This window comes from Methanoregula sp. (assembly GCF_049686655.1).
Taxonomy (GTDB): Archaea; Halobacteriota; Methanomicrobia; order Methanomicrobiales; family Methanospirillaceae; genus Methanoregula.
In genome coordinates this window covers 1-24,109 of record NZ_JBAVIG010000067.1, presented here as the reverse complement: position 1 = coordinate 24,109, position 24,109 = coordinate 1, and the positions used below count along the sequence as shown (strand labels likewise).

Genomic DNA, 24,109 nt, shown 5'->3' with positions numbered 1-24,109 from the left:
ACTTATTCCACAAACAGGTCGGGGATACTTAAATAACGCTCACCCGTGTCCGGCAGGATAACGACAATGAGCTTGCCCTTGTTTTCCGGACGCCCTGCCACCGCAAGTGCCGCATAAGTCGCTGCACCGCTGGAGATCCCGACAAGGATACCTTCCTCTTTTGCAAGTCTCCGCGTAGTCTCGAACGCATCCTCATTTTTGACACGGATGATCTCATCCACGAGGTCGCGGTTGAGCACCGCCGGGACAAAACCGGCGCCGATTCCCTGGATGCGGTGCGGGCCGGGAGACCCGCCGGAGAGGACCGGCGATGCATCGGGTTCGACAGCAATTGCCCGGAACGAGGGTTTTCTCTTCTTGATGACGTCCGCGATACCGGTGATCGTTCCTCCCGTCCCCACACCGGAAACGAGGATGTCGACTTTCCCATCCGTATCACGCCAGATCTCTTCGGCAGTGGTCTTCCGGTGTATTGCCGGGTTGGCCAGGTTGTTGAACTGCTGGGGAATGTAAAAGTACTTCGGGTTCTCTGCTGCCATCTTCTCGGCCCTGGCAACAGCCCCTTTCATTCCTTCAGCACCCGGTGTGAGCACCAGCTCCGCGCCGAATGCTTTTGCAAGTTTCCGCCGCTCGACGCTCATGGTCTCCGGCATCACCAGCGTGAGCTTGTATCCCCGGGCCGCACTCACGAACGCAAGCGCAATACCGGTGTTGCCGCTCGTTGGTTCGAGAATGATCGTATCCTTCCTGATCAACCCCTGCTTTTCAGCCTCATCGAGCATTGCAACCCCGATCCGGTCCTTGACGCTGCTCAACGGGTTGAATGACTCAAGCTTGGCAAGCACCGTTGCGCCGGCACCGCTGGTGAGGTGGTTCAGCCGCACGAGAGGAGTGTTGCCGATTGTTGCCGTAATATTGTCGTAAATCTTTGCCATATTGTTTCCCTCCAGGACTCTGGAATCACCCGCACGTACCTGCGGGATCCCGTAAGTTAACAATTGTTAATTGTCCGGAACCAGATATTATACCTTGGTTCCCGGCAAAAAACCACTTCCTTAAACCACTTCCTTAAACCACTTCCTTAATCCGGCTCTCTTTGTGATTCCATTCCTGCAGGAAGATAAGCGTATAGCGTCAGGTCGGTGCAGAAGGGAAGCATACGAAGAAGATACCGTGGCTGTTCCCTGCGGGCATACCTGCGTACTTCCGGGATCTTCCCGGCTTTCATAAACTATTTGGTACGGGCGGGAATAAAAGATCGGTCAGGGTGAAACACGGGATACCCACGGAATTCCCCTCCCCGGTTTCATGGAAGGGCTGCCGTCCGTGATCCGTCACGGCGATATCGTAGAGGGGTTCCATATTCCTGCTGTTCCGGGGGAGAACCGGGTAGGGAGTGTCTTGGGGATGCCTCTTAAATGTATCAAAAAATCCCCCTGGAGCAGTTACGAGTGCCGAAACGCGGCCACTGATCATTAAACCGGCGATCGGATCGCACCCTGTCAAATTTGGCCTGAATGCGAGGTTTTTAATCGCCTGGATGTTTTATACTGTGCTGGAAAATGGAGTAATCCAGGCAGGAAGATCTCCCCGGTGATCCCGGTGGACTTACAGCAGCATGACAGGAGGTACTGTCATTTCAGAATTCCTGAAGCGGCGGCCCGGGTAAACCGGATATGTCCGGCAGGAGTGCAGCATAGTAAGGCAATCCGGAAGGGTTTACGCGACAAAAAGGAGTACCGGGGCCGGTGTGGCAGAACGGTTTAATGCCTTCGCCTGCAAAGCGGATGTCCGGGGGTTCGACTCCCTCCGCCGGCGGTTAGTATCGGGAGATTGTCATGGAACTGTACAGTACGTTATCGAGAACCGTAGAGCCGCTCGTGACACTTCACCCGGACAGGGTGTACCTCTTCGTCTGCGGCCCGACGGTCTATGATTACTCGCACATGGGTCATGCCAGGACGTATGTTGTCTTCGATGTACTGGTAAAATATCTCCGGTGGACCGGGAAGGAAGTCTTCTATCTCCAGAATATCACGGACGTTGATGACAAGATCATCAACCGTGCGAAGGAGGAGGGCATATCCCAGAACGAGCTCTCCCGGAAGTTCGAGACCGAGTATCTCCGGGACATGCAGAGCCTCAGGATCGATGCGGTCAGCTACTATGCCCGGGCCACTACGCACATTCCGGAGATCATCGATCAGGTGGAGCGCCTGATCGCCCGGGGGGTTGCCTATGTCACGGAGACCGGCGTTTACTTCAACCTCGACACGTTCGAACATAATGGGGAGCTCTCAGGCCAGGAACGGGCAAAACGCGTCAGCCGCGTAACGGATGCCTCAAAACACAACCCGCACGATTTTGCGCTCTGGAAGACCGGGGAGTATGGCGAGTATACCTGGGACTCCCCGTGGGGCAGGGGGCGGCCCGGCTGGCATATCGAGGATACGGCGATCTCCGAGAAGTACTTCGGGCAGCAGTACGATATCCACGGCGGGGGACTCGACCTGATCTTCCCCCACCACGAGGCGGAGATCGCGCAGATGGAGTCGCTGGAGGGTAAGCACCCTATGGTCAGGTACTGGCTGCATACGGGATTCCTGACGGTGAAGGGGGAGAAGATGTCCAAGTCGCTTGGGAACTTCATCACCATACGGGACGCGCTTAAAACATGGAACAGGGATGTGCTCCGCTACTTCATCCTTCTCTCCCACTACCGCTCCCCCCTCCAGGCCACGGAAGAGGGAATGGCCAATGCGGCAAAGGCGCTCGAACACATCCGTGCGATCGCCAGGAAGGACAATGGCGAGAACCGGGAAGGACGGAAGGCCTTTGTCGATGCAATGGAGTCTGACCTTAAAACGCCAATGGCACTTACAGCGATCCAGGCACTTGCCGCGAGCGGGGATATTGCTGCCCTTAAAGAGTACGGGGCAATTCTCGGGATCAACTTCCTCCGCGAGACGAGCGCACCATTAAGTGTTCTCCAGGATATCCGTGCAGAACTGCGGGCCAGGAAACAGTTTGAAATCGCGGACCTGATCCGCGAACGTATGGTCGCCGCCGGGATCACGATCACCGATGCGCCCCTGTGATCGATCCCATAAGGAATACACGGGTCTTTACCATACTGTTTTCAAAAGATGGCATCTCTTCTCTTTTTTCCATTTTCAGTCGCCTGGACGATCCGGTGCGATATCGCGTTTCTTTCAGGTATCGTATACTACCAATTTGCATTTTTCAGGTTCTGCACCTGTCCGGCTGACGTGTCGCCCTTATACCACCTCGTTCTCCGGTTTTCCTTCCGGTCAGGAAACAGGAGCTGATCCTGTGAGAACACATTTTATAAGGTCTTTACAATGATTACCTGCTAGAGAAGATCCCAGGCAAAAGAGGTACTACGATGGAAACGACACTGAAGGTTTCGGGAATGCACTGCACCGCCTGCAAAATGCTCGTTGAAGATGCCATAAGCGAGATCAAAGGCGCAAATGCCGTTTCGGTCGATCACACCACCGGCGCGGTGACCGTAACGTACGATTCGGATGAGACCCTCGAGAAGATCAGGACCGCAATCCGGGGAGAGGGTTTCTCGGTCTGAACCATAATGCGGGACATTGACAGGACACCATGGACGGTACAAAAGATACAACAGGGAAACGAAAGCCCAGCCGTACCCCGGCCGCATCTGCAAAGAAGGTGAAAGCAGACGGGATTACGCCGGGACTGGATCACCCGGATGTATCCTGTACCCCGGAAGCGAACGGGAACCTCACCGAGGCCGACCTCACGCTCCACGGCATGCACTGCGATTCCTGCGGGAAGATCATCGGGCGAACCGTCCTGAAATCCGAGGGTGCCTGCATCAGGGAATTCAATAGGGTGAACAATCGGATCGTGCTCGCATGCTGTTCCCGTCACCAGCTCGGCGAGATCAGGAGCACGCTCCTCGAAAAGGGGTGCCAGGCCCTCCTCCCGGGCGAGGAGGCACAGGAGGGGTTCGAGGCCGGATCCTTCCATCGCGGGATCAGTTTCATCAAGTCTGTTTATACTGGTGAGAACGGCTTTGAGACTGAGAACCTGCTGGTCATTTTCATGTACGTGCCGAAAGCGGGAACCGTCCTCGGGAGTTTCTAACCGTGGTGAAGAAAGTTGAGATCAATGTCGAAGGGATGCACTGCGCATCGTGCTCGACCCTCATCTCGCGGGCGCTTAAGAAAGCACCCGGGGTAGTGAATGTCAACGTGAACTATGCGTCGCGGAAGGCCCGGGTGGAGTACGACGAATCGCAGACCGATGAGCAGAAACTCGTGGCCCTCATCACGTCGAAAGGGTACCCGTCAAAGATCGGCACCGATCCCGACAGCGAGCGCCTTGTACGGGAGAAGGAGATCGCCAGCCTGAAGTTCTTCCTCGTCTTCAGCGCAATCTTTGCCATCCCGGCGCTGCTGACCGGCATGGTCTTCATGGACCTGCCGTACCGGATGCTCGTCCTCTTCCTGCTCGCCACCCCGGTCCAGTTCATCGCGGGAAAGAGTTTCTACCTTGGGGCATGGAGTGCCCTGAAGAACCGGACCGCGAGCATGGATACGCTGATTGCGGTCGGCACGAGCGCAGCCTACGGGTACAGCGTAGCGGCAATGCTCGGGCTGGTAAAAGAGCAGTACTTCGAGACCGCCGCGGTCCTGATCACGCTCGTCATCCTCGGGAAGTACCTGGAGGCCCTCGCAAAAGGCAGGACGAGCGAGGCGATCCGGCAGCTGATGGGCCTCACCCCGAAGGTGGCGACAGTCATCCGGGACGGGACCGAGACCGAGATCCCGGTCGGTGATGTGACCGTCGGCGACCTCGTGCTCGTGAAGCCGGGCGGGAAGATCCCGGTCGACGGCACGGTGACCGAGGGAGGATCGGCGGTCGACGAGAGCATGATCACCGGGGAGAGCATCCCGGTCGAGAAGACGAAGGGCTCCGGTGTGACCGGCGGGACGATCAACAAGCACGGGGTGATCCGGTTCGAGGCGACCAGGGTCGGGAGTGACACCGTCCTCTCCCAGATCGTGCGGCTTGTCGAGGATGCGCAGGGGAGCAAGGCGGATATCCAGCGGTTCGCAGACAGGGTGAGCGGTATCTTCGTACCGGTTGTCATCCTGCTCGCTTTCACGACCTTCCTTGTCTGGTTCTTTGTACTTGGCCAGCCCTTCTCGTTCTCCCTCATGGTTGCAGTCGCGGTGCTCGTGGTTGCCTGCCCGTGCTCGCTCGGCCTGGCAACGCCGACTGCGATCATGGTCGGGACGGGGATCGGTGCACAGCGGGGAATCCTGATCAAGAGCGCCGAAAGCCTCGAGATGATGCATAAGATCAATGCGGTGGTCTTCGACAAGACCGGGACGATCACGGACGGGAAACCGAAAGTAACGGATTTCATCACTTCGGGACCGGAAACAGAACGCGGGCTTCTCATCGGGTACGCGTATGCGGTCGAGCGGAACTCCGAGCACTCGCTCGCGGAGGCGATCGTCGACTACGCGAAAGCGGAGGGCGCCATTCACGGGGATGTCACGGACTTCACCGCGATCCCGGGCTCCGGTGTCTCGGCAACCGTGGGCGGGAGGTCCGTATACCTCGGGAAACCGGAGGAGGGCACACATGATGCCGGCACCGGGGAAACGATCGTCCGTCTCCAGGAAGAGGGCAAGACCGCGATGGTGCTGAAGGTAGACGGTGTAACCCGTGCGATCATCGCCGTGGCAGATACCATAAAACCGACCAGCGCAAAAGCCGTTGAGGACCTCAGGAGCCTCGGGATCGAGACCTGGATGATCACGGGAGACAACGAGCGGACTGCCAGGGCGATCTCAAAGACCGCAGGAATCATCAACGTCTTTGCCGGGGTCCTGCCGCAGGATAAGGCAGCGTACGTGAAGAAGCTCCAGGAGTCCGGGCTGAAGGTCGTAATGGTCGGCGATGGGATCAACGATGCCCCGGCCCTTGCCCAGGCCGACATCGGGATCGCGATGGGCTCAGGCACGGACGTGGCGATGGAGGCCGGTTCGGTCGTCCTGATGCGTTCGGACCCCCAGGACGTGCCGCGGGCGATCCGGCTCGGGAGGAAGACGATCAGCAAGATAAAGCAGAACATGGCCTGGGCGCTGGTCTACAATGTGATCGGGATCCCGATTGCAGCGGGCGTGCTCTACCCATCATTCGGGATCCTCCTCTCGCCGATCATCGCGGGAGGAGCGATGGCGATGTCGAGTGTATCGGTAGTAACCAATGCGCTCACGCTCCGGTGGGCGAGGCTGTAGGTGGATCAGATGAAGATCAGCGAATGGATCCGGGAGAACAAAGGGGCGATTGCGTTTACCGTTGCGGTGATGGTGATCGGTACTGTGGCGTACTTCGCGCTTGGCGTGAGCATGCCGTAGTGAATGCAGGCTGGATTTGATAAAGGAGGTTGAAACTATGGATAAAACGATGACCACGGCCCTCGTGACCCCCTTGCCGGCCACACCGTCCGTCAATGAACCGGCATCCTGCCCCATCCGGAAAGATACGGTATCTTTTTCCCGGAATCACACAATTCCAGAGATTTTACAATTTGTTAAACAAATCATACAAATACTCGCTCCATGAGATTTGAATAAGATGGTTATCTCATGAACGCAATAGAAGCCTGCAATCTCAGGAAATCCTTTGGCCCGGTCGCCGCGGTCGACGATGTCAGTATCGCGGTGAAGGAAGGCGAGATCTTCGGCTTCCTCGGGCAGAACGGGGCCGGGAAGACCACCGCGATCCGGATGATGACCGGGGTGCTGACACCGGATACCGGGTCGGTACGGATCGGGGGTATCGATCTCCTGCAGTACCCGCTCGAAGCAAAACTGAAGATGGGAGTGATCCCCGAGAACGGGACCGTGTACAGCGACCTCACCGCCGAGCAGAATGTCCTCTGGACGGCAAAGTTCTATGGCATGGACAAGGCCAGCCGGAAGAGGCGGTGCGAGGAGATCCTGACCCGGCTCGGCCTGCTCCACCGGAGATACGACCTTGTCCGGTTCTTCTCCAAGGGTATGCGGCAGCGGATCAGTATCGCCTGCGCCATCGTCCATTCCCCACCGGTCCTTTTCCTTGACGAACCCACGACCGGCCTCGATGTCTACAGCCGCAGGCTGGTCCTCGATACGGTGCGCTACATGAACCGGGAGGGCAGCACGGTGCTTATCACCACCCATAATATCGAGGAGGCAAACGAACTCTGCTCGTCCATAAGCATCATCGACAAAGGGAAGATCATTGCTACCGGTACGCCTGAGAAACTCAAGAAACAGTTCGATACCACGCGGTTTGTCGAGATCTCCTTTGACCAGCCGGTCAGGAGCGATCTCTTCGAGGCGCGAGGGATCCCCCGGGCAGAACCATGGGGTGACAAGTGGCGAGTGTATGCCGAGAACGCAGACCATGCAGTGAAACAGCTTGTAGATATGGCAGAAGAAGATAACCTGACCATCCTCTCGATCGCGACCTCAAGCCCCACACTGGAGCAGGCCTTCGTGCAGATGACCGGGGGTGCGTGATGAACCTGCGCCTCTTTGCCCACAGCGTCCTGATGGTTACCGAGAAGGACATGCGGATCTACTATTACAAGGGCTCCGTGGTGATCTTCGGCCTGCTCTTCCCGTTCATCATGTTCCTGACATTTTTCATTGGCAGGAACCTCGACGTGACGCTCTTCTTCCCGAGCTTCCTCGGCATGATGCTCTTCTTCTCCGCGTCCTCCACCGGCCCCCTCATTACCCCGTGGGAGAAGCGGGAGAAGACTTATGAGCGGCTCGTCTCCCTCCCGGTCCAGATCGGGAGCATCGTGCTGGGGGACATCCTCTCCGGCGCGATCTTTGGCATGGGGATTACGGCGATCGTCTGGATCGGGGGAACGGTGCTCCTGCACCTGCACCTTGCAAGCCCGCTGATGCTCCTCCTCGCACTCGTGATGGGCTCGGTGACCTTTGCCTCCCTTGGCACCCTGCTTGCATCGCCGGCAACCGATACGCCGTCGAATATCATGATGTACTCGAACCTGGTCCGGCTCCCGCTCATCTTCGTCTCGGGCATCTTCATCCCGCTCAGCGAACTGGGGAGCTGGGCCTGGACCAACGAGCTCTCCCCGCTTACGTACCTTGTCGACCTGTTCCACGCTGCCATCAACGGCGATGCGGTCTTCCCGCCGGCCTGGGATGTGGGGGCACTGCTCCTGGTCAGCCTTGCCTTTATCCTCGTTGCAAAGACGATCCAGCAGCGCAACCTCGTGAGCGGGAGGTAATCCTGCTCTTTTACTTTTGTTGCACGGTTTTTAATACGTAAACTGGTAAAAACAAGACCTGCGGGAGTTACCGGCTCATGCTCCCACGGATACTGCGGCCCTGCATGGGGAAGTCCTGCCCTTTCAGGATCAGGAAATAACCTGTGCGTTGGCCGGATAAGATCATTTATCCAGCCATTCGTTCCGTTCAATTTCCGCCCGGGTTATCAGGGCCCCGATCGTAAAACGGGATTCCCGTGCCCCGGTCGGTGCAACGGTGGGGATGAGTTTGTGGTTTTGGGTGATTTTTTGGGTTGATATAGCAATCATGAGGAGTTCCTCCCGGGCAGAGGGTATGCCCGAACTGGTGAGTAGTCACTATCTGTCGTCTTGGTGCCGGCTGGGGACGCATATGACTACACATCGGGAAACCTCCTGTCGTATCGGGATAGACTGTGCTCCTCTGGCTGTCCGTCGTGGTTCTTATTCCGGGAGGGGTGTTCTGTCTCCTTATCAATCGCAAGGTAACTTTCCCTGCAGAGGCCGATGAGTGTTTTGAAGTTTATCCGCTTCACTAACCGGATGTGGGCGACATTTTTTTCGTCTATCCACACCCGGTAGCTCGGTGTTTTCCTGAGTTCTTGTCCGTAGATGATCATGGTCAGGGAAATTATGAATGATGCTGATGTATTTTCTCTGCGGTTACTATGAACCGGTTGATTGTGGCAAATTTTTCTTAAGAATGCCGGGAATCCGTACGATGATTGCGAATCTGACACATCATCCGGACATTCCTTCCGATCAGCCGGCAACAGGATTCTTGACGGGAGCTCTCCAGGTTGCATGCAAATGATCAAAGCCGGAACGAAATACTTAACAATTGTGAACTCATATGTGTATATGGTGATCCACTATGAGGGATCGTTTTTGTCGAGAATACCATCGGAGTAACTGAACCAGCAGTCCCATCGATCGGGCACCTGCCACCATCGGCAAAGCTCGTGTACAAAGTCCTGGAAACCAATGGACACCTGACGCAGAAAGATCTCATCCGTGAGACCTCGTTACCTTCACGGACGGTGCGGTATGCATTGGGAAGGCTCAGGGAAAATAATGTCCTTGTCGAGCGTCATTACTTCACTGACGCACGGCAGAGCCTGTATGGCCTGAACAAGCCCCGCCAGGAAGTGGTCACGGTATGATGCGACACTGACCCGATATCATTCTTTTAGGTGATGACTGCAGATCAGCTACATCCCGGTTCAAATCCGGGCCTTGGCTTTCCGAAAAGTGCATCAGCACCTTGCGGATCAGAAGAATTGCGCAGCAGTTCTTAGAGCTCGGGGGAGGGCGATCAGAACCCCGACGCCGGCATATCAGGAAAAACACCATGAGTATCAGGATCCAGAAAACATTCGAAGCACTCTTCGAACTCGAAGAGGTCCGGGGGCTCTTCAGGGAGTCCCTCCCGACCGGGTTCGATGCCGAAGAGGAGGCCGCATTCAGTCAGCGGATTGCCGGGCTCAAGGCAATCATCGCTGATCTAGAAGCCGGCACCGGCACGCCGAAGGTGACAAAAATTGCCGGTACGCTCGATGTCAGGAGCCGGGAGGAGCAGTACATCAATATCCACCCCATCCAGGCAGCCGGCAGGCTTACCACGGAGGCACGCAAAGCGATCATCTCCTATGGTGACGGATACTCGACCTGTGATGCCTGCAGGAAACCGTTCCGGCTCGACAAGATCACAAAACCGGGGATTGCGGAATTCCATGAAGAACTCGCGAAATGGCTGAACATGGATCAGGCCCGGGTAGTTCCCGGGGCACGCCGTGGTTTCCAGGCTGTAGCGGGTACCCTCGTGGGGAAAGGTGACAGTGTCATCGTCTCCGCCCTCGCCCACTATACCGAGTTCCTTGCAGTCGAGAATGCCGGTGGAATCATCAGGGAAGTGCCGCTGAACGCCAGAAATATCGTTACCGGTGAGGCAACGGCACAGAAGATCGAAGAGGTCAAACGGGAGACCGGAAAACTCCCGGTGCTCGTCATGATCGACCACTTCGACTACCAGTTCGCAAACGAACACGAAATCAAAGAGATCGGAAAAGTTGCACACCAATACGATATCCCCTTCCTCTATAATGGCGCTTACACAGTGGGCATACAGCCGGTTGACGGCAAGAAGATCGGAGCCGATTTTGTAGTCGGCTCCGGACACAAGAGTATGGCATCGGTCGCACCGTCCGGGGTACTTGCAATGACCGATGAATTTGCGCCAAAAGCGCTCCGTACCACCGCGATGGTCGGCGACCTCACCAAACGCAAGTTTGGTATCAAGGAAGTGGAACTGCTCGGATGCACGCTGATGGGCGGGACCCTGCTCTCGATGATCGCATCGTTCCCGGCAGTCAAGGCACGGGCCCTGAAGTGGGATGATGAAGTGAAGAGATCCAATTTCTTCATCGACAGACTACTCAGGATCAGCGGCAGCAGGGTGCTCTCAGAGTACCCGCGGAAACACACGCTCACGAAGATCGACACCACCGGCAGCTTCGACACGGTTGCAAAGACCCACAAGCGCCGCGGGTTCTACTTCAGCGACGAACTGTCGTCCCGCGGGATCGTCGGGGAGTTTGCCGGTGCCACCAGGACCTGGAAACTGAATACCTACGGCCTCAACGAAAAGCAGATCCGCTACCTTGCGGATGTCTTCACCGGAATCGCGGAGAAATACGAGATCCCTGTCGGGAAATAAGTCCGCCAGGGCACCTGCCGTTTACTGACCCGCAGACGATCAGGATTCATCATGACACCCGATATTCCGGTTTTCCTCGCAACGATCAACCCGTTTCGGAGATCCCGGAAAGCACGCACTGAAGAAAAATCCCCCTTACAAGAAACAACGAAGGAATCCATCATGTCAAAGAAGAAGTTTAACCTTGGAACCCTCTCCCTCCATGCAGGCCAGGTGGCTGATCCCACTACCGGGTCAAGAGCAGTACCGATCTACCAGACCTCCTCGTACGTATTCAAGAGTGCGGAACATGCAGCGAACCTGTTCGGCCTCCGCGAGCTCGGGAACATCTACACCCGTCTCATGAACCCGACCACTGACGTGTTCGAGAAGCGTGTCGCAGCCATCGAAGGCGGAAACAGCGCAATTGCAACCGCCTCCGGCCAGGCTGCGATTACCTACGCGCTCCTGAACATCACCCAGCCGGGTGACGAGATCGTGTCTGCGGACAACCTCTACGGAGGAACATACGAGCTCTTCCACTACACCTTCCCGAAACTCGAAAGGCATGTGATCTTTGTCGATTCGACAAAACCGGAAGCGTTTAAGGAGGCGATCACTCCCAAGACCAAGGCAATTTACGCCGAGACCATCGGGAACCCGAAGCTGGATGTCCCCGACTTTGAGGCAATAGCAAAGATCGCCCACGATGCAGGGATCCCCCTCGTCGTAGACAATACGACCGGTGTCGGCCTTGTCCGCCCGATCGAGCACGGTGCCGACATCTCCGTTCTCTCCGCCACCAAGTACATCGGCGGCCATGGCAACTCGATAGGTGGCGTGATCGTCGATTCCGGCAAGTTTGCCTGGAACAACGGGAAGTTCCCGGAGTTCACCGAGCCCGACCCGAGCTACCACGGCCTCAAGTACTGGGATACCTTCGGTAATTTTGCAACTTTTGGTAACGTTGCGTTCACCTTCAAGATCCGCGTCTCCCTCATGAGAGATACCGGTGCGGTACTCAGCCCGTTCAATGCCTGGCTCTTCCTCATCGGCCTCGAGACCCTCCACCTGCGGGTACCCCGCCACTCGGAGAATGCGCTCGCAGTCGCTGAGTTCTTAAAGACCCACCCGAAGGTCGCCTGGATCAACTACACCGGGCTTCCGGAACACCAGAGCCACAAGCTCGCCCGGAAGTACCTCAACGGAGGATACGGTCCGATCGTTTCCTTCGGAGTCAAGGGAGGCGAGAAGGCAAGCACGAAGTTTATCGACCATCTCAAGCTCTTCAGCAACCTCGCCAACATCGGGGACTCAAAGAGCCTGGTCATCCACCCGGCTACCACGACCCATCAGCAGCTCACACCTGAAGAGCAGAAGAAGACAGGAGTCACGCCCGATCTCGTCAGATTATCCGTAGGAACAGAAGACATCGAAGATATTATCGCGGATCTCAGGCAGGCTCTCGAATCCAGCTCGTAATCGCATATATATTAAGGACTTTACAGAGAGATGATCACTATGAAAATATCCGTTGGCTGTCACGACCAGAGACCCGGATTGGAAGGGGTCTGTCCATGATAAAAGGATCCGTCGGGATAGTACCAACCAGTTTTTATCACCACCCAGCCCCGCTTGCACTGGAAAGCGGGGAATCACTCCCTTCGCTCGTCATTGCCTACGAGATGTACGGCAGGTTGAACAAGGACAAGAGCAACGCGATCCTGATCTGCCACGCCCTCTCCGGGGATGCCCATATCGCAGGGTACCACGAAGGCGACGATAAGCCCGGATGGTGGGACACGGTGGTTGGTCCCGGCAAGGCCTTTGACACCGACCATTTCTTTGTGATCTGCTCGAATGTCATCGGCGGGTGCAAAGATTCTACCGGCCCGTCCAGCACCAACCCTGCAACCGGGAAACCGTACGGGGCAAAATTCCCGGTCATTACAATTAAGGATATGGTCAACGCCCAGAAACTGCTTGTCGACCACTTCGGGATCAGGCAGCTCTATGCGGTAGCCGGCGGATCGATGGGCGGGATGCAGGTGATGCAGTGGGCGGTCACGTACCCGGACTCCATGAAGAAGGCTGTGGTCATTGCTTCCTGCGGGTATTCGACACCCCAGCAGATTGCATTCAACGAGGTCGGCAGGAAGGCAATCATCTCGGATCCCTACTGGAACAACGGGGATTATTACGGGAAGACCCTGCCGATCCATGGCCTTGCACTCGCCCGGATGGTGGGGCACATCACATACCTCTCGAACGAATCCATGCACGAGAAGTTCGGCCGGGCCCTGCAGGGGAAGGACCGGATCGGGTTTGACTTCTCCACGGACTTCAAGGTCGAGAGCTACCTACACCACCAGGGCGACACGTTCACCCGGCGGTTTGATGCCAATTCGTACCTGTATATCACGAAGGCGATCGATTACTTCGACCTGACGCGGGACGGTTCGCTTACCACGGGCCTTACCGGTGTGAAGGCATCATTCCTGATCATCTCGGTATCCTCCGACTGGCTCTACCCGCCATACCAGTCGCAGGAGATGCTCTCCGCCCTGACCGCAAACGAAGCCGAGGTCCACTACTGTGAGATCCGGTCCAATTACGGGCACGACGCCTTCCTGCTCGAATCCGGCCAGATCAATTACCTTGTCGGCAAGTTCCTCTCCCATACGGTCGTTGGCGATGTTATGGTAAAGGAGGTCCAGACCATCGAGGAGGGGACAACCATCGCCGTCACAGCACGGCGGATGATTAAGACCGGTGTCAACCACCTGCCCGTACTCTCCAGCGGCGGCCAGCTTGTCGGGATCGTCACGTCGTGGGATATCGCCAAAGCCGTTGCCTCGAATTTCCTCTGGCTGGATGAGATCATGTCACGGAACGTGATTACAACATGCCCGGACGAGCCCATCGAGGAAGCGGCAAAAAAGATGGAAAAACACGCAATCTCCGCCCTCCCCGTGGTTAACGGGGACAATACGGTGATCGGCCTTATCACAAGCGATGCGATCAGCATCCTTGTCGGGAGAGGGAATCCATGACACATTCTGCTGAAAAACTCCCGAAAAAAGCACTCCTCGTCCTTGGCTGCCCGGAGGTCCCGGTACAGCAGGCGCTTGCACTCCATCTCTCCCATATCCTCATGAAACAGGGTTTTGCTGTCCATGCCTCCGGTAATCCCGCGGTCCTGAACCTGCTGAAAGTATCCGATCCGGAAAACAGCGAGAAAGAAAAAATGAACATCAGGTGAATTGGCGATATGAAAAAGCAATGGTTAGTCCGGTATTCTGAAATCTTCTTAAAATCCGATCCTGTCCGGAGACAGTGGGAGAATGTCCTCATCACAAATATCCTTGAGGTCATGCCCGGCATCCATGTCAGGAATGAGCGGGGGAGGATCTGGCTCGACGGGGACGTGAAGCCCGATCTGCTGAAAAAGGTCTTCGGGATCGTCTCGTTCTCGGAAGTCGAGCACATAAAACTGGATGAGATTGAATCGTTCCTCCCGGATTACTGCCACCGCCACGGGCTGGATAAGGTAAAGACATTTGCGGTAAGGATGAAACGTGTGGGCAAACATACCTTCAGCTCGAATGACAAGGCCATCGAGTACGGTAACCTGATTCGCGGGGAGTTCCCTCATCTCAGGGTAAACCTTGCTACACCGGACAAGGAGATCCATATCGAGATCCGGGCAAACGAAGCCTATCTTTATGATACGGTTACGAAGGCGGTCGGGGGCCTCCCCATCGGGGTCGAGGGCACGCTTGTGGCCCTTGTCTCGGGGGGCATCGATTCTCCTGTTGCTGCCTGGATGATGATGAAGCGGGGGTGCCGGATTCTCCCGGTGTTTGTCGCGCTCGATACGTTCCTTGACGAAACCACCATTGCCCGGGCGGAACGGGTGGTGGAGGTCCTTGCACAATACCAGCCCGGTATTAAACTGACGGTGATCCGGGATTCGTACCTGGCAGCAGCAAAACAGGAACTGGTCCGGCGTCATCTCGAGAAATACACCTGCCTCTTCTGCAAGCGCCGGATGTATCGCGTGGCTACGGCATTCGCGGTGCAGGCCGGGGCAAAGGGGATTGTAACCGGTGAGTCTCTCGGGCAGGTGGCGAGCCAGACGCTTGACAACCTGGTCGTCCTGACTGATGCTGCATCCGTGGTACCGATCCATCGCCCTCTGATTGGGTTTGACAAGGAGGAGACCATGAAGATCGCCCGGGAGATCGGGACCTTCAGTGAATCCACCTCAAAGGCGTCCGGCTGCAAGGCCGTCCCTTCAGGACCCTCGACAAAGGCGAAGCTGTCAATGATCCTTGAGATCGAGGAAAAACTGGAGGCGACGAAGATGCCGCTGCCGGTATAATCCATTCTTTTCCGGAATATGTTATGCAGCGGGCCTCGGGCCTCCACTCCTGCGTTACAGGGTAATAAAATCCGCACCTGTACCCGTTGTCGCTGGCTAAGGTTTTCAGCAGGATCACCAGATTCCGGCATATTCTGAAGAGCAGGCTTTTTTACACGGAAATATCCCGCACAGAACCGGAATCTTAATCCGCAAACGGCGTAAATTTAAGCCTGCATAACCTGTAAACGATGACCTCCGCAAAGGAGAGGGTGACACCGTGATTGAATACTACGCCGCGTATCTGATATCGCTTGGGATTGGCATCATCGCTGCCATCATCGGGCTTGGCGGCGGTTTTCTCTATGTCCCCACGCTCACCCTGATCTTCGGGATTGACCCAAAGACGGCAATCGGCACCAGCCTTGCGATCATGATCTTCTCGTCGCTCTCCGCTTCGTTCTGGTACCGTAAGCAGGGTGTGATCCTCTTCAAAGTGGCGCTGATCCTTATCATACCCAGCATGCTCGCCTCGGTGGCAGGCTCATATCTCACTACGATCGTCGATGCCCGGGTCCTTGTTGCAATATTCTGCATCATGCTCACCATGATCTCCCTTGAGATGCTCCTCCCGTGGTTCCGGTTCCTCAGGGAAATCCAATGGGGGCCTTCGTTCGTGCTGTCTACGAACGTCCCGCACCAGGGCACCCAGCCGGTCGCCCGTATCTGGTACTCCCACCTCATTTTCTGGGGGGCCTTCGGCGGCCTCCTCAGCGGGGTGACCGGCACGAGCGGCGGGGCCATTTTTGTCCCGGCCCTTGCCACGGCGGGTATCCCGGTGCACTATGCGGTGGCAACGTCGATGTTTACAATTATCATCGTCTCAATCACCGGGGCTACGGCCCATGCCACGCTCGGCCAGATCGCATGGCCGTTCGTTGCTGTATATGGGGCCGGGGCTGCCTTTGGCGCATTCATCGGAGCGAATATCGCCCCTCATATCAGGGAAGACCAGATCAAAAAGGTATTCGGCGTCCTTCTCCTGGGTATTGCTGTTCTCATGTTCCAGCAGAAAGTCCTGATGGGTACATGATGATAGCACCAGGGAGATATACCCGTTGCTCCGGATGCCCCCGACTCTCCCGGTCTGAATAGAGTTCAGGAGATTTGCGGCTCATTTCGCACAATAGTCCTGCTTTTTTTATAGTGCCGTTCCGGGCCTGCGATACCCCCCGCACTTCTGCAGTGTTCCATGAATATCACCGTTCTAAAAGTTTATGGCGGATCCGGGCCAACAGGTTACAGCGATATTCCACGGGCCGGTCCTCCCCGCTCCTCATGAACCTGCCCCGGCCGGATATGAAAATTCATCTGCATCCCGGTCTCGTGGAACGGCATCCCCGTAACAGATTCCCGGACACGGTCATCCATGGACTTTTTTGCCGTACTTGCATCGATCCTCTCCCTGTTCGTGGTCATCGGCCTCGGTTTCCTTGCACGGCGGCACGGACTTCTTGATGCGGGCCGGGTCCACACGATCTCCCATATCCTCGTGAATATCGCCCTGCCGGCCCTCACCATCAGCAGTATGCAGGTGCCGGATACGAGCCAGGCAATGACCATGGTGGACAGCACGCTCGCGGTCGCTTTTGCCTATTACATTGGCGCATTTCTCGTCAGCCTTGTTGTCTGCCATTTCCTGCCTGCCACCGGCACGGAGAAAGGAGTCTTCCGGTTCATGCTGGTCTTCCCGAACGTAGGATTCATGGGGATCCCGGTGGCGGAAGTGATACTGGGGCCGGGTTCCCTGTTTTATGTGATCCTGTTCAACCTCCCGTTCAATCTCCTGGCATTCACTCTGGGCGTCTGGCTCCTTGCCGGCGAGAAAGCAGGCAGGCCCGATCCCCGGGTCCTGCTGACGCCCGGGCTCGCTGCATCCATCCTCGGATTATTCCTCTTCCTGGTCGGGTATCACATCCCTTACCCGGCCGATGCGACGCTCGACTGGATCGGGAAGGCTACCACACCCCTTGCCATGCTTGTCGTCGGCGCATTGCTCGCCACCCTGCCATCGGCACGTCTGGCCGGAGACTGGCGGGTTTACCTGATCTCCGCCATGAGGCTGCTGGTCTTCCCCCTCATTGCATTTGCCATTCTTTCCCTGTTCGTCACCGACCGGCTTCTCCTGTTGAGCTCGGTCCTCCTGATCGCGATGCCGGTGGCAGCAAACACGGTCCTGCTTTCTGAGGAATATGAAGTGGATGCAACCCTGGCATCACAGGGGGTCTTCCTGTCAACGCTCCTCTGTCTTGCAACGATCCCCCTGCTGGATTTCCTGTTCTTCTGACCCGGGTGTGGGCCATCTCCTGCATCTGAAGGACTCCTGTGGGCCGGAAAGAGTATTACCGGGAAGGGAGAAGAGAGCGCGGCTGACCGGACGGGGCGCCATGTATCCGGGCTCCGGCCCGGGAGCCATGCTATTCCCCCGGAACGTTCCTCCGGTATGCATACAGGAAACACCGGAAGGAGCACCGGAATCCTAAAGGATGCGCATCACCAGTTCTGCTTATGAGAAAAAAGGAAGTCTTTGTCTTTTTTTGTGCACTCATTCTCATCGCATGTCTCGCCGGGTGTATCTACACGAACCCATCCGGGGCACCGGTCGCCACCACGGACAGTGCCGTACCGGTTTCGCAGTAGGAAACAATCCTCCTTTTTCAACAGGCCCGTCTTTTTTAAAAACAACCCGGACTGTGCCCCTCAGTACTTCCGGGCACACAGGAATTTACCCCGTAGGAACGCTGTTCCGGATTCCAAAACGTTAATCCCTCCCCCGGGGCAACAACACATGCGAGAAACACCATGCTCTTCATGGACTTTTCCCGGTGCTGCGAGAGGCTCGAGGCGATTTCAGGCCGGCTCGAAATGATCGATATCATTGCCAAAGAGCTCCCGGGCCTTACTGACGAGGAACTCCCGGTTTTTGTCCGGTTTATCATGGGCCGTATCTTTTCAGACTGGAGTTCACGCAAGCTCGGGATCGGTCCCAACCTCCTGTACGACGCGGTCGGGAGTGTAGCGGGAGTGCAAAAGGAGCAGGTGGTCGAGAAGATCAACAGTACTGGTGACGTGGGCCAGGCAGTCGGGGAGCTCCTTGCGGTCAAGTCCCAGATGACCTTCTTCCACGAGGAGCTCGACCTTGTCCACGTCTACTCCTCCCTTATCAGTATCGCAGAGCAGGAGGGGAAGAAATCCCAGCGGGAGAAACTGCTCGCGGTCCGCCGGCTGCTCGGGAATGCCCACCCGCTTGAGGGACGCTACCTTGCCCGGATCATGCTCGAGGAGCTCCGTATCGGCGTGGGCGAAGGAAGCGTGCGGGAAGCGATCGCCAAGGCATTCGGCGTGGATTCGGCGCTTGTGGAGCACGCAATGCAGGCGCTCAACGACATGGGCGAGGTGGCCCGGCTCGCAAAAGCCGGGCCGGACGCCCTCCGCGATGTCCACATCACCCCGTTCCACCCGGTCCGGATGATGCTGGCCCAGCAGGGCTCTATCGCGGATATGATCAAAGAACACGGGGAGATCGCCGCAGAGTACAAGTACGACGGCTCCCGGTTCCAGTTCCACAAGAAAGGCAACTGGGCCCGGCTTTACTCCCGCAGGCTCGAAGATGTCACGGCGGCCCTGCCGGACGTGATCCAGCAGCTGATGGGTGCCACCACCCATGACGTGATCCTCGACGGTGAGGTGATCGCGATAAAAGACGGGAAACCTATGCCGTTCCAGTCCGTGCTGCGCAGGTTCCGGCGGCGGCACGACATCGCGGAGGCACAGGAGGCGATCGAGATGGTGCCCAATGTCTTCGACATCCTCTACCTCGACGGCGACACCCTGATTGACCTCCCGTTTGCCGAACGCCGGAAAAGATTGGAGAGCGTAGTGACGATGTACCTTGCCCCGCAGCTGGTCAGCAGCGAGCAGGCGGCGATCGAGAAGACCTACGATGCGGCCCTTGCTGCGGGTCACGAGGGAATCATGATCAAGGTGCCTGCCTCCCCGTACACTCCGGGCCAGCGGGGCAAGAACTGGATCAAGATCAAGCCGGAGGTGGACACGCTTGACCTTGCGGTGATCGGCGCAGAATGGGGCGAAGGGAAGCGGGCGCACGTCTTCGGCTCATTCCTCGTCGCCTGCCAGGACCAGGGAAAACTTATCCCCCTGAGCCGGGTCGCCACCGGGTTCTCCGATGAGCAGCTTGCTGAGGTTTATGAGATGCTGAAGGATGCCGTGATCGCAAAATCCGGCAAGGAAGTGACGTTCGAACCGACGCTTGTTTTCGAGGTGGGGTACGCGGAACTCCAGGTCAGCCCTACGTACGGGGCGGGCTTTGCCCTCCGCTTCCCCCGGTTCATCAGGATCCGGGACGACAAGGACATCACCGACATCGAGACCATAGAGAGTGTCCGGGCCCGGTACAGCAGCCAGGCGAACTCCCCGCAGGCATATCAGAACTGAAAGAGTGTTCTCTGGGTACGCAGTTCGGGGATCAGAGTGCTGTGCCCGACCCATGCACCTGACCCGATCACCGCAACCGCCTGCCCGACCGCTGCGTCGAGCGTGGGGAAGGCAAGCGGTGGTTGGGTCATTGCTTTCCGCGTTGCCTCACGGATCACCCAGGTCCCGAGCGGCGCCCAGTACTCGTTCGAGATGTTCCGGACTACAATCACCCGGGCGCAGCGCCGATTGGCCGCCAGGTACTCGCAGACTGCGAGCCGGGCGGAATAATAGGCACCCGAGATCGGGGAGTACCCCTGTTTTGTCATCCCCTCCCGGTCCTGCACGATTACGTCCTCCTCCCCGCCCCAGAGCGTGTGTTTTCCCCAGATCTCTATCATCTCGAACTTCCAGTCGCCCGGCACGAGAATGCAGGCGATCCGGTTCCCGTAGATCTCCCCGGAGAAGAAGAGGATCTCTTCCAGGGAAGGGTAGCGTGCGATCTCGTTCCTGAGACTGATCGAGAGAGTGTCGTCAACTGCGGTGATCGCCCAGCGGGTAGGCACAAACTTCCGCTTCCGCCCGAGGAGTCCTGCGGTCATCAGCTTCGAGATCTGGTAGACATCGATCTCCGAGGCTTTGAGGGATATACAGGCTTCGGTAGCCCCGAGATCGGTATCGGATGTGACCCGGTCCACCACCCGGTCCACCCGGGCGTTCCCGATCACGTCCATCTTCCGCACAGTCCCGGTCATTCCTACGGGCGCGATCGTACCGTCGAAACTGAGGCTGAACGAGACGGGTTTCTCAAAGGACACGTCCACATCGAGCGGGGTCGCGGAGAGTGCGATCTCCTGCAGGCCACCTGCGACGGACGGGAGGGCGGAACTCCCGCGGAGGGTGCGGGCCCGGATGCCCACGATATCCTCCATGCCGAGGTTCTGCCGGACCCAGTCCGGGGGGTTATCGGAGTCGTTGATCAGCAGGGGGCCTCCCCGGACATCGGGGTACCCGAAACTGCCTATGAAGACAGAGGGCGAGCTGCCCTGGTAACTGTCCGACGGTTTTACCAGCGAGGCTGCCTGGGCATGGAAACGGCTGACGATCGGGCAGCGGGGAAGCCCGCACAGGCCCTTGCCCTTGCACTCGGCGCACCGCATCATGGAGGGTCAGCCATCCGCCGGGAACCGTGAGAGGAGCCAGGGTATTCCCTGCGGTCAGGACGGTATTTCCAACTCAAAAAAAAACAGATCATATATCGTGGATGCCAGTAGTCTTCATAATCCGTGGCTCCGGTTCCGGGAATGTGACCTGCCAGCCGACATCATACCGTGCCCCGCATTCGGGACAGATCAGGATCACGCGGTACACGGTCCTGGTGGACTTGACAGGGTTGTCTTTCCCGGCATGGACGCTCTTGAACGAAGTGTGGAACCCCAGTTCATACCCGCATGCAGGGCATATGTGGAGCTCCTTGTCCACGCTGAGGTTCACAATGTCTCCGGGCACTATCATGCATGTCCTCCTGAAGGATTAAGTCATAAAACCGATATTAAGATTGCCTGCCCCGGGCTGTTGCAAGGATGATCTCCGCCGCGTTCTTCCGGCCATTGATGATGGTATGGACAGCACGGAATGACAGGGACGGGAGGAGGAGGGTCTCGGCAATCTTCCGTTCCAGTTCTCCGATGCTGACATCCCGCCCGTCAATGGCCACACCGGCTCCCATATCCACGATCTTCCTGGCATTGTTCTGCTGCTCGGGATGGTCCGGGTCCATGATGATCAGGACCGGTTTCTCGAAGAGCAGGGCCTCGTGCAGGGTAGTGAGGCCCCCGTGAACAATCGCGATCTTCGCAAGTGCGAGGTGCTCGTACAGGTTCGGGACATACCCGTGGGAGGCGAAGTTGTCCGAGGATTCCGGCAGTTCGGACCCGGTATAAAAGACATCGAAGAAGAGCTCTTTGTGCCGGTCGGCGATCTTCCTGAGGAGGACGTACAGGGGGAGCTTGTAGGGCTCCCCGCCGAAACTGGTAAAGATGGTCTTCCGGTCATAGTGGTACCGTTCCGGGTCGAACTGGTAGAACGGGCCGGTGAAGCTGTACTGTTCCTTCTCGTGCTCAGGGATCAGGAGGTTATATTCGCTGACCGTGTCCGGCTCCGGGTAATCGGGGATGATCACATGATCTGCAAGCCGCAGGTAACGCCGTATCGAGAGGTTGAGGAAACGCCACACCGGGTTTGTCGTGCCACTCGGGCCGTTGAAATGGTTCTGGTTGGTGATGAAGACCACCGGGACCTTCTCGAACCGGGCTGCCAGCACCCCGCCATACATCGTGTCGCAGACAACGCATTCGAAGCCTTCTTCACGGATCAACCGCCGGACGCTCAGGGCCGACCGGATCATATCAAAAACGATATACTTCGAGTACCAGAGGGTCTTCCTGAGGCTGAAGAACCCGTTCTCCCCTTCGAGCCAGACTTCACGGGGGACCCGGTGAAGGAGAGTGCACCCGTGCTGGTTCATGAAATCATAGGACTTCCCGTAGCCCGCGAAATGTACATTATGCCCCTGCTGCTGGAGGTAATGCCCGAGGTGGAGACTGCGGGAGGCATGGCCGAGCCCCTCGCCGCAGACTACAAAAAGTATCTTCATTGTCCTGCCGGATGGATTTGTCCTCATGGCTGATGAATTATTAGTTCTGCTGATCGGGTCCCGGCCTGACCAGCTGGACAGGTGCTGTTTCCCCGGCACCTGGCTCTTCGGGAACGATCACCCACGCAATAATATAGACGATGATGCCGATGCCGATAGACAGGAGGGTGACGGCAACCCAGACCAGCCGGATTATGGTAGGATCGACATCCAGGTGTTCCCCAAGGCCGGCACAGACCCCGCCGAGCATCCGGTTCCGTGTACTGCGATAGAGCCGCTTCATGCTGAAAGGTAGGGATTCCCCCCATAAAAATGAACGGGAGCGGGGGTGTCCGGGCGCAAAGGGTATTATGGTACCGGAGTCTACGGCATAATGGAGATGTGCTTTTGACGGGAGAGGAGACCGGTAAGACCGCAACCTTTGGCGGCGGCTGTTTCTGGGGAGTGGAGGAGTCGTTTCGCACCGTGAACGGCGTCGTGAAGACTGCCGTGGGATACATGGGGGGATCGGTGAAGAACCCCGCGTACGAGCAGGTCTGCACCGGTGAGACCGGTCATGCGGAAGTTGTGCAGGTTACCTACGATCCTGCAAAGATCAGTTACCAGCAGCTCCTCGACATATTCTGGTCGGTCCACGACCCTACTCAGCTGAACCGGCAGGGACCGGATTTCGGGCCGAACTACCGGTCGGTGATCTTCTACCATGACCCGGAACAGGGTAAGACAGCACGGAAGTCAAAGATCGACGTGGAGACCTCCGGAAGGTTCGGATTCGGCAAGGTCGTCACCCAAATCCAGCCCGCGGGTGAATTCTACCGGGCCGAGGAGTACCACCAGCAGTACTTCGCAAAGAAAGGCGGCGGGCGCTGTCATATCTGATACTCTTTTGATAAAACGGAACCCGGTTCGCAGGACTTATTACCGAAACCTGCGCACTAGCAATCATGCAGGTTTCCGATATACTGGAACTGGTCGCGATCCTATCCGAGCTGACTGTTGCGGTAGTCGCGATATTCATAGCAACCCGGAAGAACAGGACATACGGGTGGTTCATCGCTCTTACGTTTACGCTCTTTGTGATCTTCGACCTGGTCCGCATCTTTACGCTTGACATGTCAGCCGATCTCCATGCCCTCATATTCCTTGTTGCATGCCTGTCGATGGTGTATGCGGTGTGGCTGATAGAGAGAGCGCAGTGAACGGTGGCCGGGCCCGCGAAACTATGGGATTTCGGGCATAATCAGTCCACGTTTTTATTTCTGCTGGCCCCAGTACTTCACTAATTTCAGAATGGATCAATAACGCCAGATTTTCCCGCACACCCCAATCCTGATTCTGGTCCATAATGGTCTCCGGGTGCCCGATCGGGTACCCGACGATACAAAGTCCGACCAAAAAAACACCCCTTACAGAACACCGCTAAAGGGAAAATATAACGCCCCGCAATTTGACCGGTTTTTGAGTTTTCGCCACAAATCGCGGGGATAATTTCCGTGGTGGACAACATGGTTCTATTTTTGTGTTCACCACCGGACCCTGATGGGAAAATACGCCCGTTCCGGC

25 protein-coding genes and 1 tRNA gene are annotated in these 24,109 nt (G+C 57.1%); 19 read left to right on the top strand and 7 right to left on the bottom strand.

Annotated features, from left to right (window positions below):
* Positions 1 to 2: 2 nt before the first annotated feature.
* Positions 3 to 935 (bottom strand): cysteine synthase A, encoded by a 933-nt coding sequence (gene cysK / locus WBL42_RS09535; protein ID WP_424721039.1) that lies wholly within the window; start codon positions 933 to 935, stop codon positions 3 to 5.
* Between the two features lie 809 nt (positions 936 to 1,744).
* Here cysK and WBL42_RS09530 point away from each other — a divergent pair.
* The 7 genes from WBL42_RS09530 to WBL42_RS09500 all read left to right on the top strand — a co-directional run bounded on the left by WBL42_RS09530 (position 1,745) and on the right by WBL42_RS09500 (position 8,320).
* Positions 1,745 to 1,818: transfer RNA gene (locus WBL42_RS09530), tRNA-Cys, on the top strand.
* 20 nt (positions 1,819 to 1,838) lie between these two features.
* Positions 1,839 to 3,098 (top strand): cysteine--tRNA ligase, encoded by a 1,260-nt coding sequence (cysS, locus tag WBL42_RS09525; protein ID WP_424721038.1) that lies wholly within the window; start codon positions 1,839 to 1,841, stop codon positions 3,096 to 3,098.
* 308 nt (positions 3,099 to 3,406) lie between these two features.
* Entirely contained in the window at positions 3,407 to 3,604 is a 198-nt protein-coding gene (locus tag WBL42_RS09520) for a heavy-metal-associated domain-containing protein (protein ID WP_424721037.1), read from the top strand.
* Between the two features lie 29 nt (positions 3,605 to 3,633).
* Positions 3,634 to 4,140 (top strand): hypothetical protein, encoded by a 507-nt coding sequence (locus tag WBL42_RS09515; protein ID WP_424721036.1) that lies wholly within the window; start codon positions 3,634 to 3,636, stop codon positions 4,138 to 4,140.
* Between the two features lie 2 nt (positions 4,141 to 4,142).
* Entirely contained in the window at positions 4,143 to 6,308 is a 2,166-nt protein-coding gene (locus WBL42_RS09510) for a heavy metal translocating P-type ATPase (RefSeq protein ID WP_424721035.1), read from the top strand.
* 351 nt (positions 6,309 to 6,659) lie between these two features.
* Positions 6,660 to 7,577, top strand: a complete 918-nt coding sequence (locus WBL42_RS09505; RefSeq protein WP_424721034.1) for an ABC transporter ATP-binding protein — start codon at positions 6,660 to 6,662, stop codon at positions 7,575 to 7,577.
* Entirely contained in the window at positions 7,577 to 8,320 is a 744-nt protein-coding gene (locus tag WBL42_RS09500; RefSeq protein ID WP_424721033.1) for an ABC transporter permease, read from the top strand. Before WBL42_RS09505 ends, WBL42_RS09500 begins: the two co-directional genes overlap by 1 nt.
* 395 nt (positions 8,321 to 8,715) lie before the next feature.
* Here WBL42_RS09500 and WBL42_RS09495 read toward each other — a convergent pair whose 3' ends face one another.
* Complete coding sequence (locus WBL42_RS09495) at positions 8,716 to 9,144, bottom strand: hypothetical protein (RefSeq protein ID WP_424721032.1); 429 nt, start codon at positions 9,142 to 9,144, stop codon at positions 8,716 to 8,718.
* 156 nt (positions 9,145 to 9,300) lie between these two features.
* Here WBL42_RS09495 and WBL42_RS09490 point away from each other — a divergent pair, with 156 nt between their 5' ends.
* The 10 genes from WBL42_RS09490 (at position 9,301) to WBL42_RS09445 (ending at position 19,911) form a co-directional block, all read left to right on the top strand.
* Complete coding sequence (locus WBL42_RS09490) at positions 9,301 to 9,501, top strand: winged helix-turn-helix transcriptional regulator (protein WP_424721031.1); 201 nt, start codon at positions 9,301 to 9,303, stop codon at positions 9,499 to 9,501.
* Between the two features lie 188 nt (positions 9,502 to 9,689).
* Positions 9,690 to 11,054, top strand: coding sequence for an O-phospho-L-seryl-tRNA:Cys-tRNA synthase (gene pscS / locus WBL42_RS09485; RefSeq protein WP_424721030.1), 1,365 nt, complete (start codon positions 9,690 to 9,692; stop codon positions 11,052 to 11,054).
* Positions 11,055 to 11,216: 162 nt separating this feature from the next.
* Positions 11,217 to 12,515 (top strand): O-acetylhomoserine aminocarboxypropyltransferase/cysteine synthase family protein, encoded by a 1,299-nt coding sequence (locus tag WBL42_RS09480; RefSeq protein WP_424721029.1) that lies wholly within the window; start codon positions 11,217 to 11,219, stop codon positions 12,513 to 12,515.
* Positions 12,516 to 12,610: 95 nt separating this feature from the next.
* On the top strand, positions 12,611 to 14,086 hold the full coding sequence (gene metX, locus WBL42_RS09475) for a homoserine O-acetyltransferase MetX (protein WP_424721028.1): 1,476 nt from the start codon (positions 12,611 to 12,613) through the stop codon (positions 14,084 to 14,086).
* Positions 14,083 to 14,295, top strand: a complete 213-nt coding sequence (locus WBL42_RS09470) for a DUF1890 family protein (RefSeq protein ID WP_424721027.1) — start codon at positions 14,083 to 14,085, stop codon at positions 14,293 to 14,295. Before metX ends, WBL42_RS09470 begins: the two co-directional genes overlap by 4 nt.
* Positions 14,296 to 14,304: 9 nt before the next feature.
* Positions 14,305 to 15,417: a tRNA uracil 4-sulfurtransferase ThiI gene (thiI, locus tag WBL42_RS09465; protein ID WP_424721026.1), complete on the top strand. Its 1,113-nt coding sequence runs from the start codon at positions 14,305 to 14,307 to the stop codon at positions 15,415 to 15,417.
* A 259-nt stretch (positions 15,418 to 15,676) separates the two neighbouring features.
* Positions 15,677 to 16,489 (top strand): sulfite exporter TauE/SafE family protein, encoded by an 813-nt coding sequence (locus tag WBL42_RS09460; protein WP_424721025.1) that lies wholly within the window; start codon positions 15,677 to 15,679, stop codon positions 16,487 to 16,489.
* Between the two features lie 336 nt (positions 16,490 to 16,825).
* The gene (locus WBL42_RS09455) at positions 16,826 to 17,743 is read left to right on the top strand and encodes an AEC family transporter (protein ID WP_424721024.1); all 918 of its coding nucleotides are present in this window, start codon (positions 16,826 to 16,828) and stop codon (positions 17,741 to 17,743) included.
* Positions 17,744 to 17,964: 221 nt separating this feature from the next.
* Positions 17,965 to 18,096 (top strand): hypothetical protein, encoded by a 132-nt coding sequence (locus tag WBL42_RS09450; protein ID WP_424721023.1) that lies wholly within the window; start codon positions 17,965 to 17,967, stop codon positions 18,094 to 18,096.
* Between the two features lie 162 nt (positions 18,097 to 18,258).
* Positions 18,259 to 19,911, top strand: coding sequence for an ATP-dependent DNA ligase (locus WBL42_RS09445; RefSeq protein ID WP_424721022.1), 1,653 nt, complete (start codon positions 18,259 to 18,261; stop codon positions 19,909 to 19,911).
* Here WBL42_RS09445 and WBL42_RS09440 read toward each other — a convergent pair.
* The 4 genes from WBL42_RS09440 to WBL42_RS09425 form a co-directional block, all read right to left on the bottom strand.
* On the bottom strand, positions 19,902 to 21,053 hold the full coding sequence (locus WBL42_RS09440) for a hypothetical protein (RefSeq protein ID WP_424721021.1): 1,152 nt from the start codon (positions 21,051 to 21,053) through the stop codon (positions 19,902 to 19,904). The two genes, WBL42_RS09445 and WBL42_RS09440, sit on opposite strands and share 10 nt — an antisense overlap.
* Before the next feature lie 88 nt (positions 21,054 to 21,141).
* Entirely contained in the window at positions 21,142 to 21,405 is a 264-nt protein-coding gene (locus tag WBL42_RS09435; protein WP_424721020.1) for a hypothetical protein, read from the bottom strand.
* Between the two features lie 37 nt (positions 21,406 to 21,442).
* Complete coding sequence (locus tag WBL42_RS09430) at positions 21,443 to 22,546, bottom strand: glycosyltransferase family protein (protein ID WP_424721019.1); 1,104 nt, start codon at positions 22,544 to 22,546, stop codon at positions 21,443 to 21,445.
* 40 nt (positions 22,547 to 22,586) lie between these two features.
* Positions 22,587 to 22,829: a PspC domain-containing protein gene (locus WBL42_RS09425; RefSeq protein WP_424721018.1), complete on the bottom strand. Its 243-nt coding sequence runs from the start codon at positions 22,827 to 22,829 to the stop codon at positions 22,587 to 22,589.
* Positions 22,830 to 22,933: 104 nt separating this feature from the next.
* Between WBL42_RS09425 and msrA the strand changes: the two genes are divergently transcribed.
* The gene (gene msrA / locus WBL42_RS09420; protein WP_424721017.1) at positions 22,934 to 23,425 is read left to right on the top strand and encodes a peptide-methionine (S)-S-oxide reductase MsrA; all 492 of its coding nucleotides are present in this window, start codon (positions 22,934 to 22,936) and stop codon (positions 23,423 to 23,425) included.
* Between the two features lie 65 nt (positions 23,426 to 23,490).
* Positions 23,491 to 23,745, top strand: coding sequence for a hypothetical protein (locus WBL42_RS09415; protein ID WP_424721016.1), 255 nt, complete (start codon positions 23,491 to 23,493; stop codon positions 23,743 to 23,745).
* 86 nt (positions 23,746 to 23,831) lie between these two features.
* Here the strand turns inward: WBL42_RS09415 and WBL42_RS09410 are convergent.
* A partial coding sequence (locus WBL42_RS09410; protein WP_424721015.1) for a hypothetical protein occupies positions 23,832 to 24,109 on the bottom strand: 278 nt, incomplete at its 5' end.

Coding starts and splice junctions, on each gene's coding strand:
- cysK (WP_424721039.1), bottom strand. CDS start 935: ATGGCAAAGATTTACGACAATATTACGGCAACAATCGGCAACACTCCT.
- cysS (WP_424721038.1), top strand. CDS start 1,839: ATGGAACTGTACAGTACGTTATCGAGAACCGTAGAGCCGCTCGTGACA.
- WBL42_RS09520 (WP_424721037.1), top strand. CDS start 3,407: ATGGAAACGACACTGAAGGTTTCGGGAATGCACTGCACCGCCTGCAAA.
- WBL42_RS09515 (WP_424721036.1), top strand. CDS start 3,634: ATGGACGGTACAAAAGATACAACAGGGAAACGAAAGCCCAGCCGTACC.
- WBL42_RS09505 (WP_424721034.1), top strand. CDS start 6,660: ATGAACGCAATAGAAGCCTGCAATCTCAGGAAATCCTTTGGCCCGGTC.
- WBL42_RS09500 (WP_424721033.1), top strand. CDS start 7,577: ATGAACCTGCGCCTCTTTGCCCACAGCGTCCTGATGGTTACCGAGAAG.
- WBL42_RS09495 (WP_424721032.1), bottom strand. CDS start 9,144: ATGCAACCTGGAGAGCTCCCGTCAAGAATCCTGTTGCCGGCTGATCGG.
- pscS (WP_424721030.1), top strand. CDS start 9,690: ATGAGTATCAGGATCCAGAAAACATTCGAAGCACTCTTCGAACTCGAA.
- WBL42_RS09480 (WP_424721029.1), top strand. CDS start 11,217: ATGTCAAAGAAGAAGTTTAACCTTGGAACCCTCTCCCTCCATGCAGGC.
- metX (WP_424721028.1), top strand. CDS start 12,611: ATGATAAAAGGATCCGTCGGGATAGTACCAACCAGTTTTTATCACCAC.
- WBL42_RS09470 (WP_424721027.1), top strand. CDS start 14,083: ATGACACATTCTGCTGAAAAACTCCCGAAAAAAGCACTCCTCGTCCTT.
- thiI (WP_424721026.1), top strand. CDS start 14,305: ATGAAAAAGCAATGGTTAGTCCGGTATTCTGAAATCTTCTTAAAATCC.
- WBL42_RS09455 (WP_424721024.1), top strand. CDS start 16,826: ATGGACTTTTTTGCCGTACTTGCATCGATCCTCTCCCTGTTCGTGGTC.
- WBL42_RS09450 (WP_424721023.1), top strand. CDS start 17,965: ATGAGAAAAAAGGAAGTCTTTGTCTTTTTTTGTGCACTCATTCTCATC.
- WBL42_RS09445 (WP_424721022.1), top strand. CDS start 18,259: ATGCTCTTCATGGACTTTTCCCGGTGCTGCGAGAGGCTCGAGGCGATT.
- WBL42_RS09440 (WP_424721021.1), bottom strand. CDS start 21,053: ATGATGCGGTGCGCCGAGTGCAAGGGCAAGGGCCTGTGCGGGCTTCCC.
- WBL42_RS09435 (WP_424721020.1), bottom strand. CDS start 21,405: ATGATAGTGCCCGGAGACATTGTGAACCTCAGCGTGGACAAGGAGCTC.
- WBL42_RS09430 (WP_424721019.1), bottom strand. CDS start 22,546: ATGAAGATACTTTTTGTAGTCTGCGGCGAGGGGCTCGGCCATGCCTCC.
- WBL42_RS09425 (WP_424721018.1), bottom strand. CDS start 22,829: ATGAAGCGGCTCTATCGCAGTACACGGAACCGGATGCTCGGCGGGGTC.
- WBL42_RS09415 (WP_424721016.1), top strand. CDS start 23,491: ATGCAGGTTTCCGATATACTGGAACTGGTCGCGATCCTATCCGAGCTG.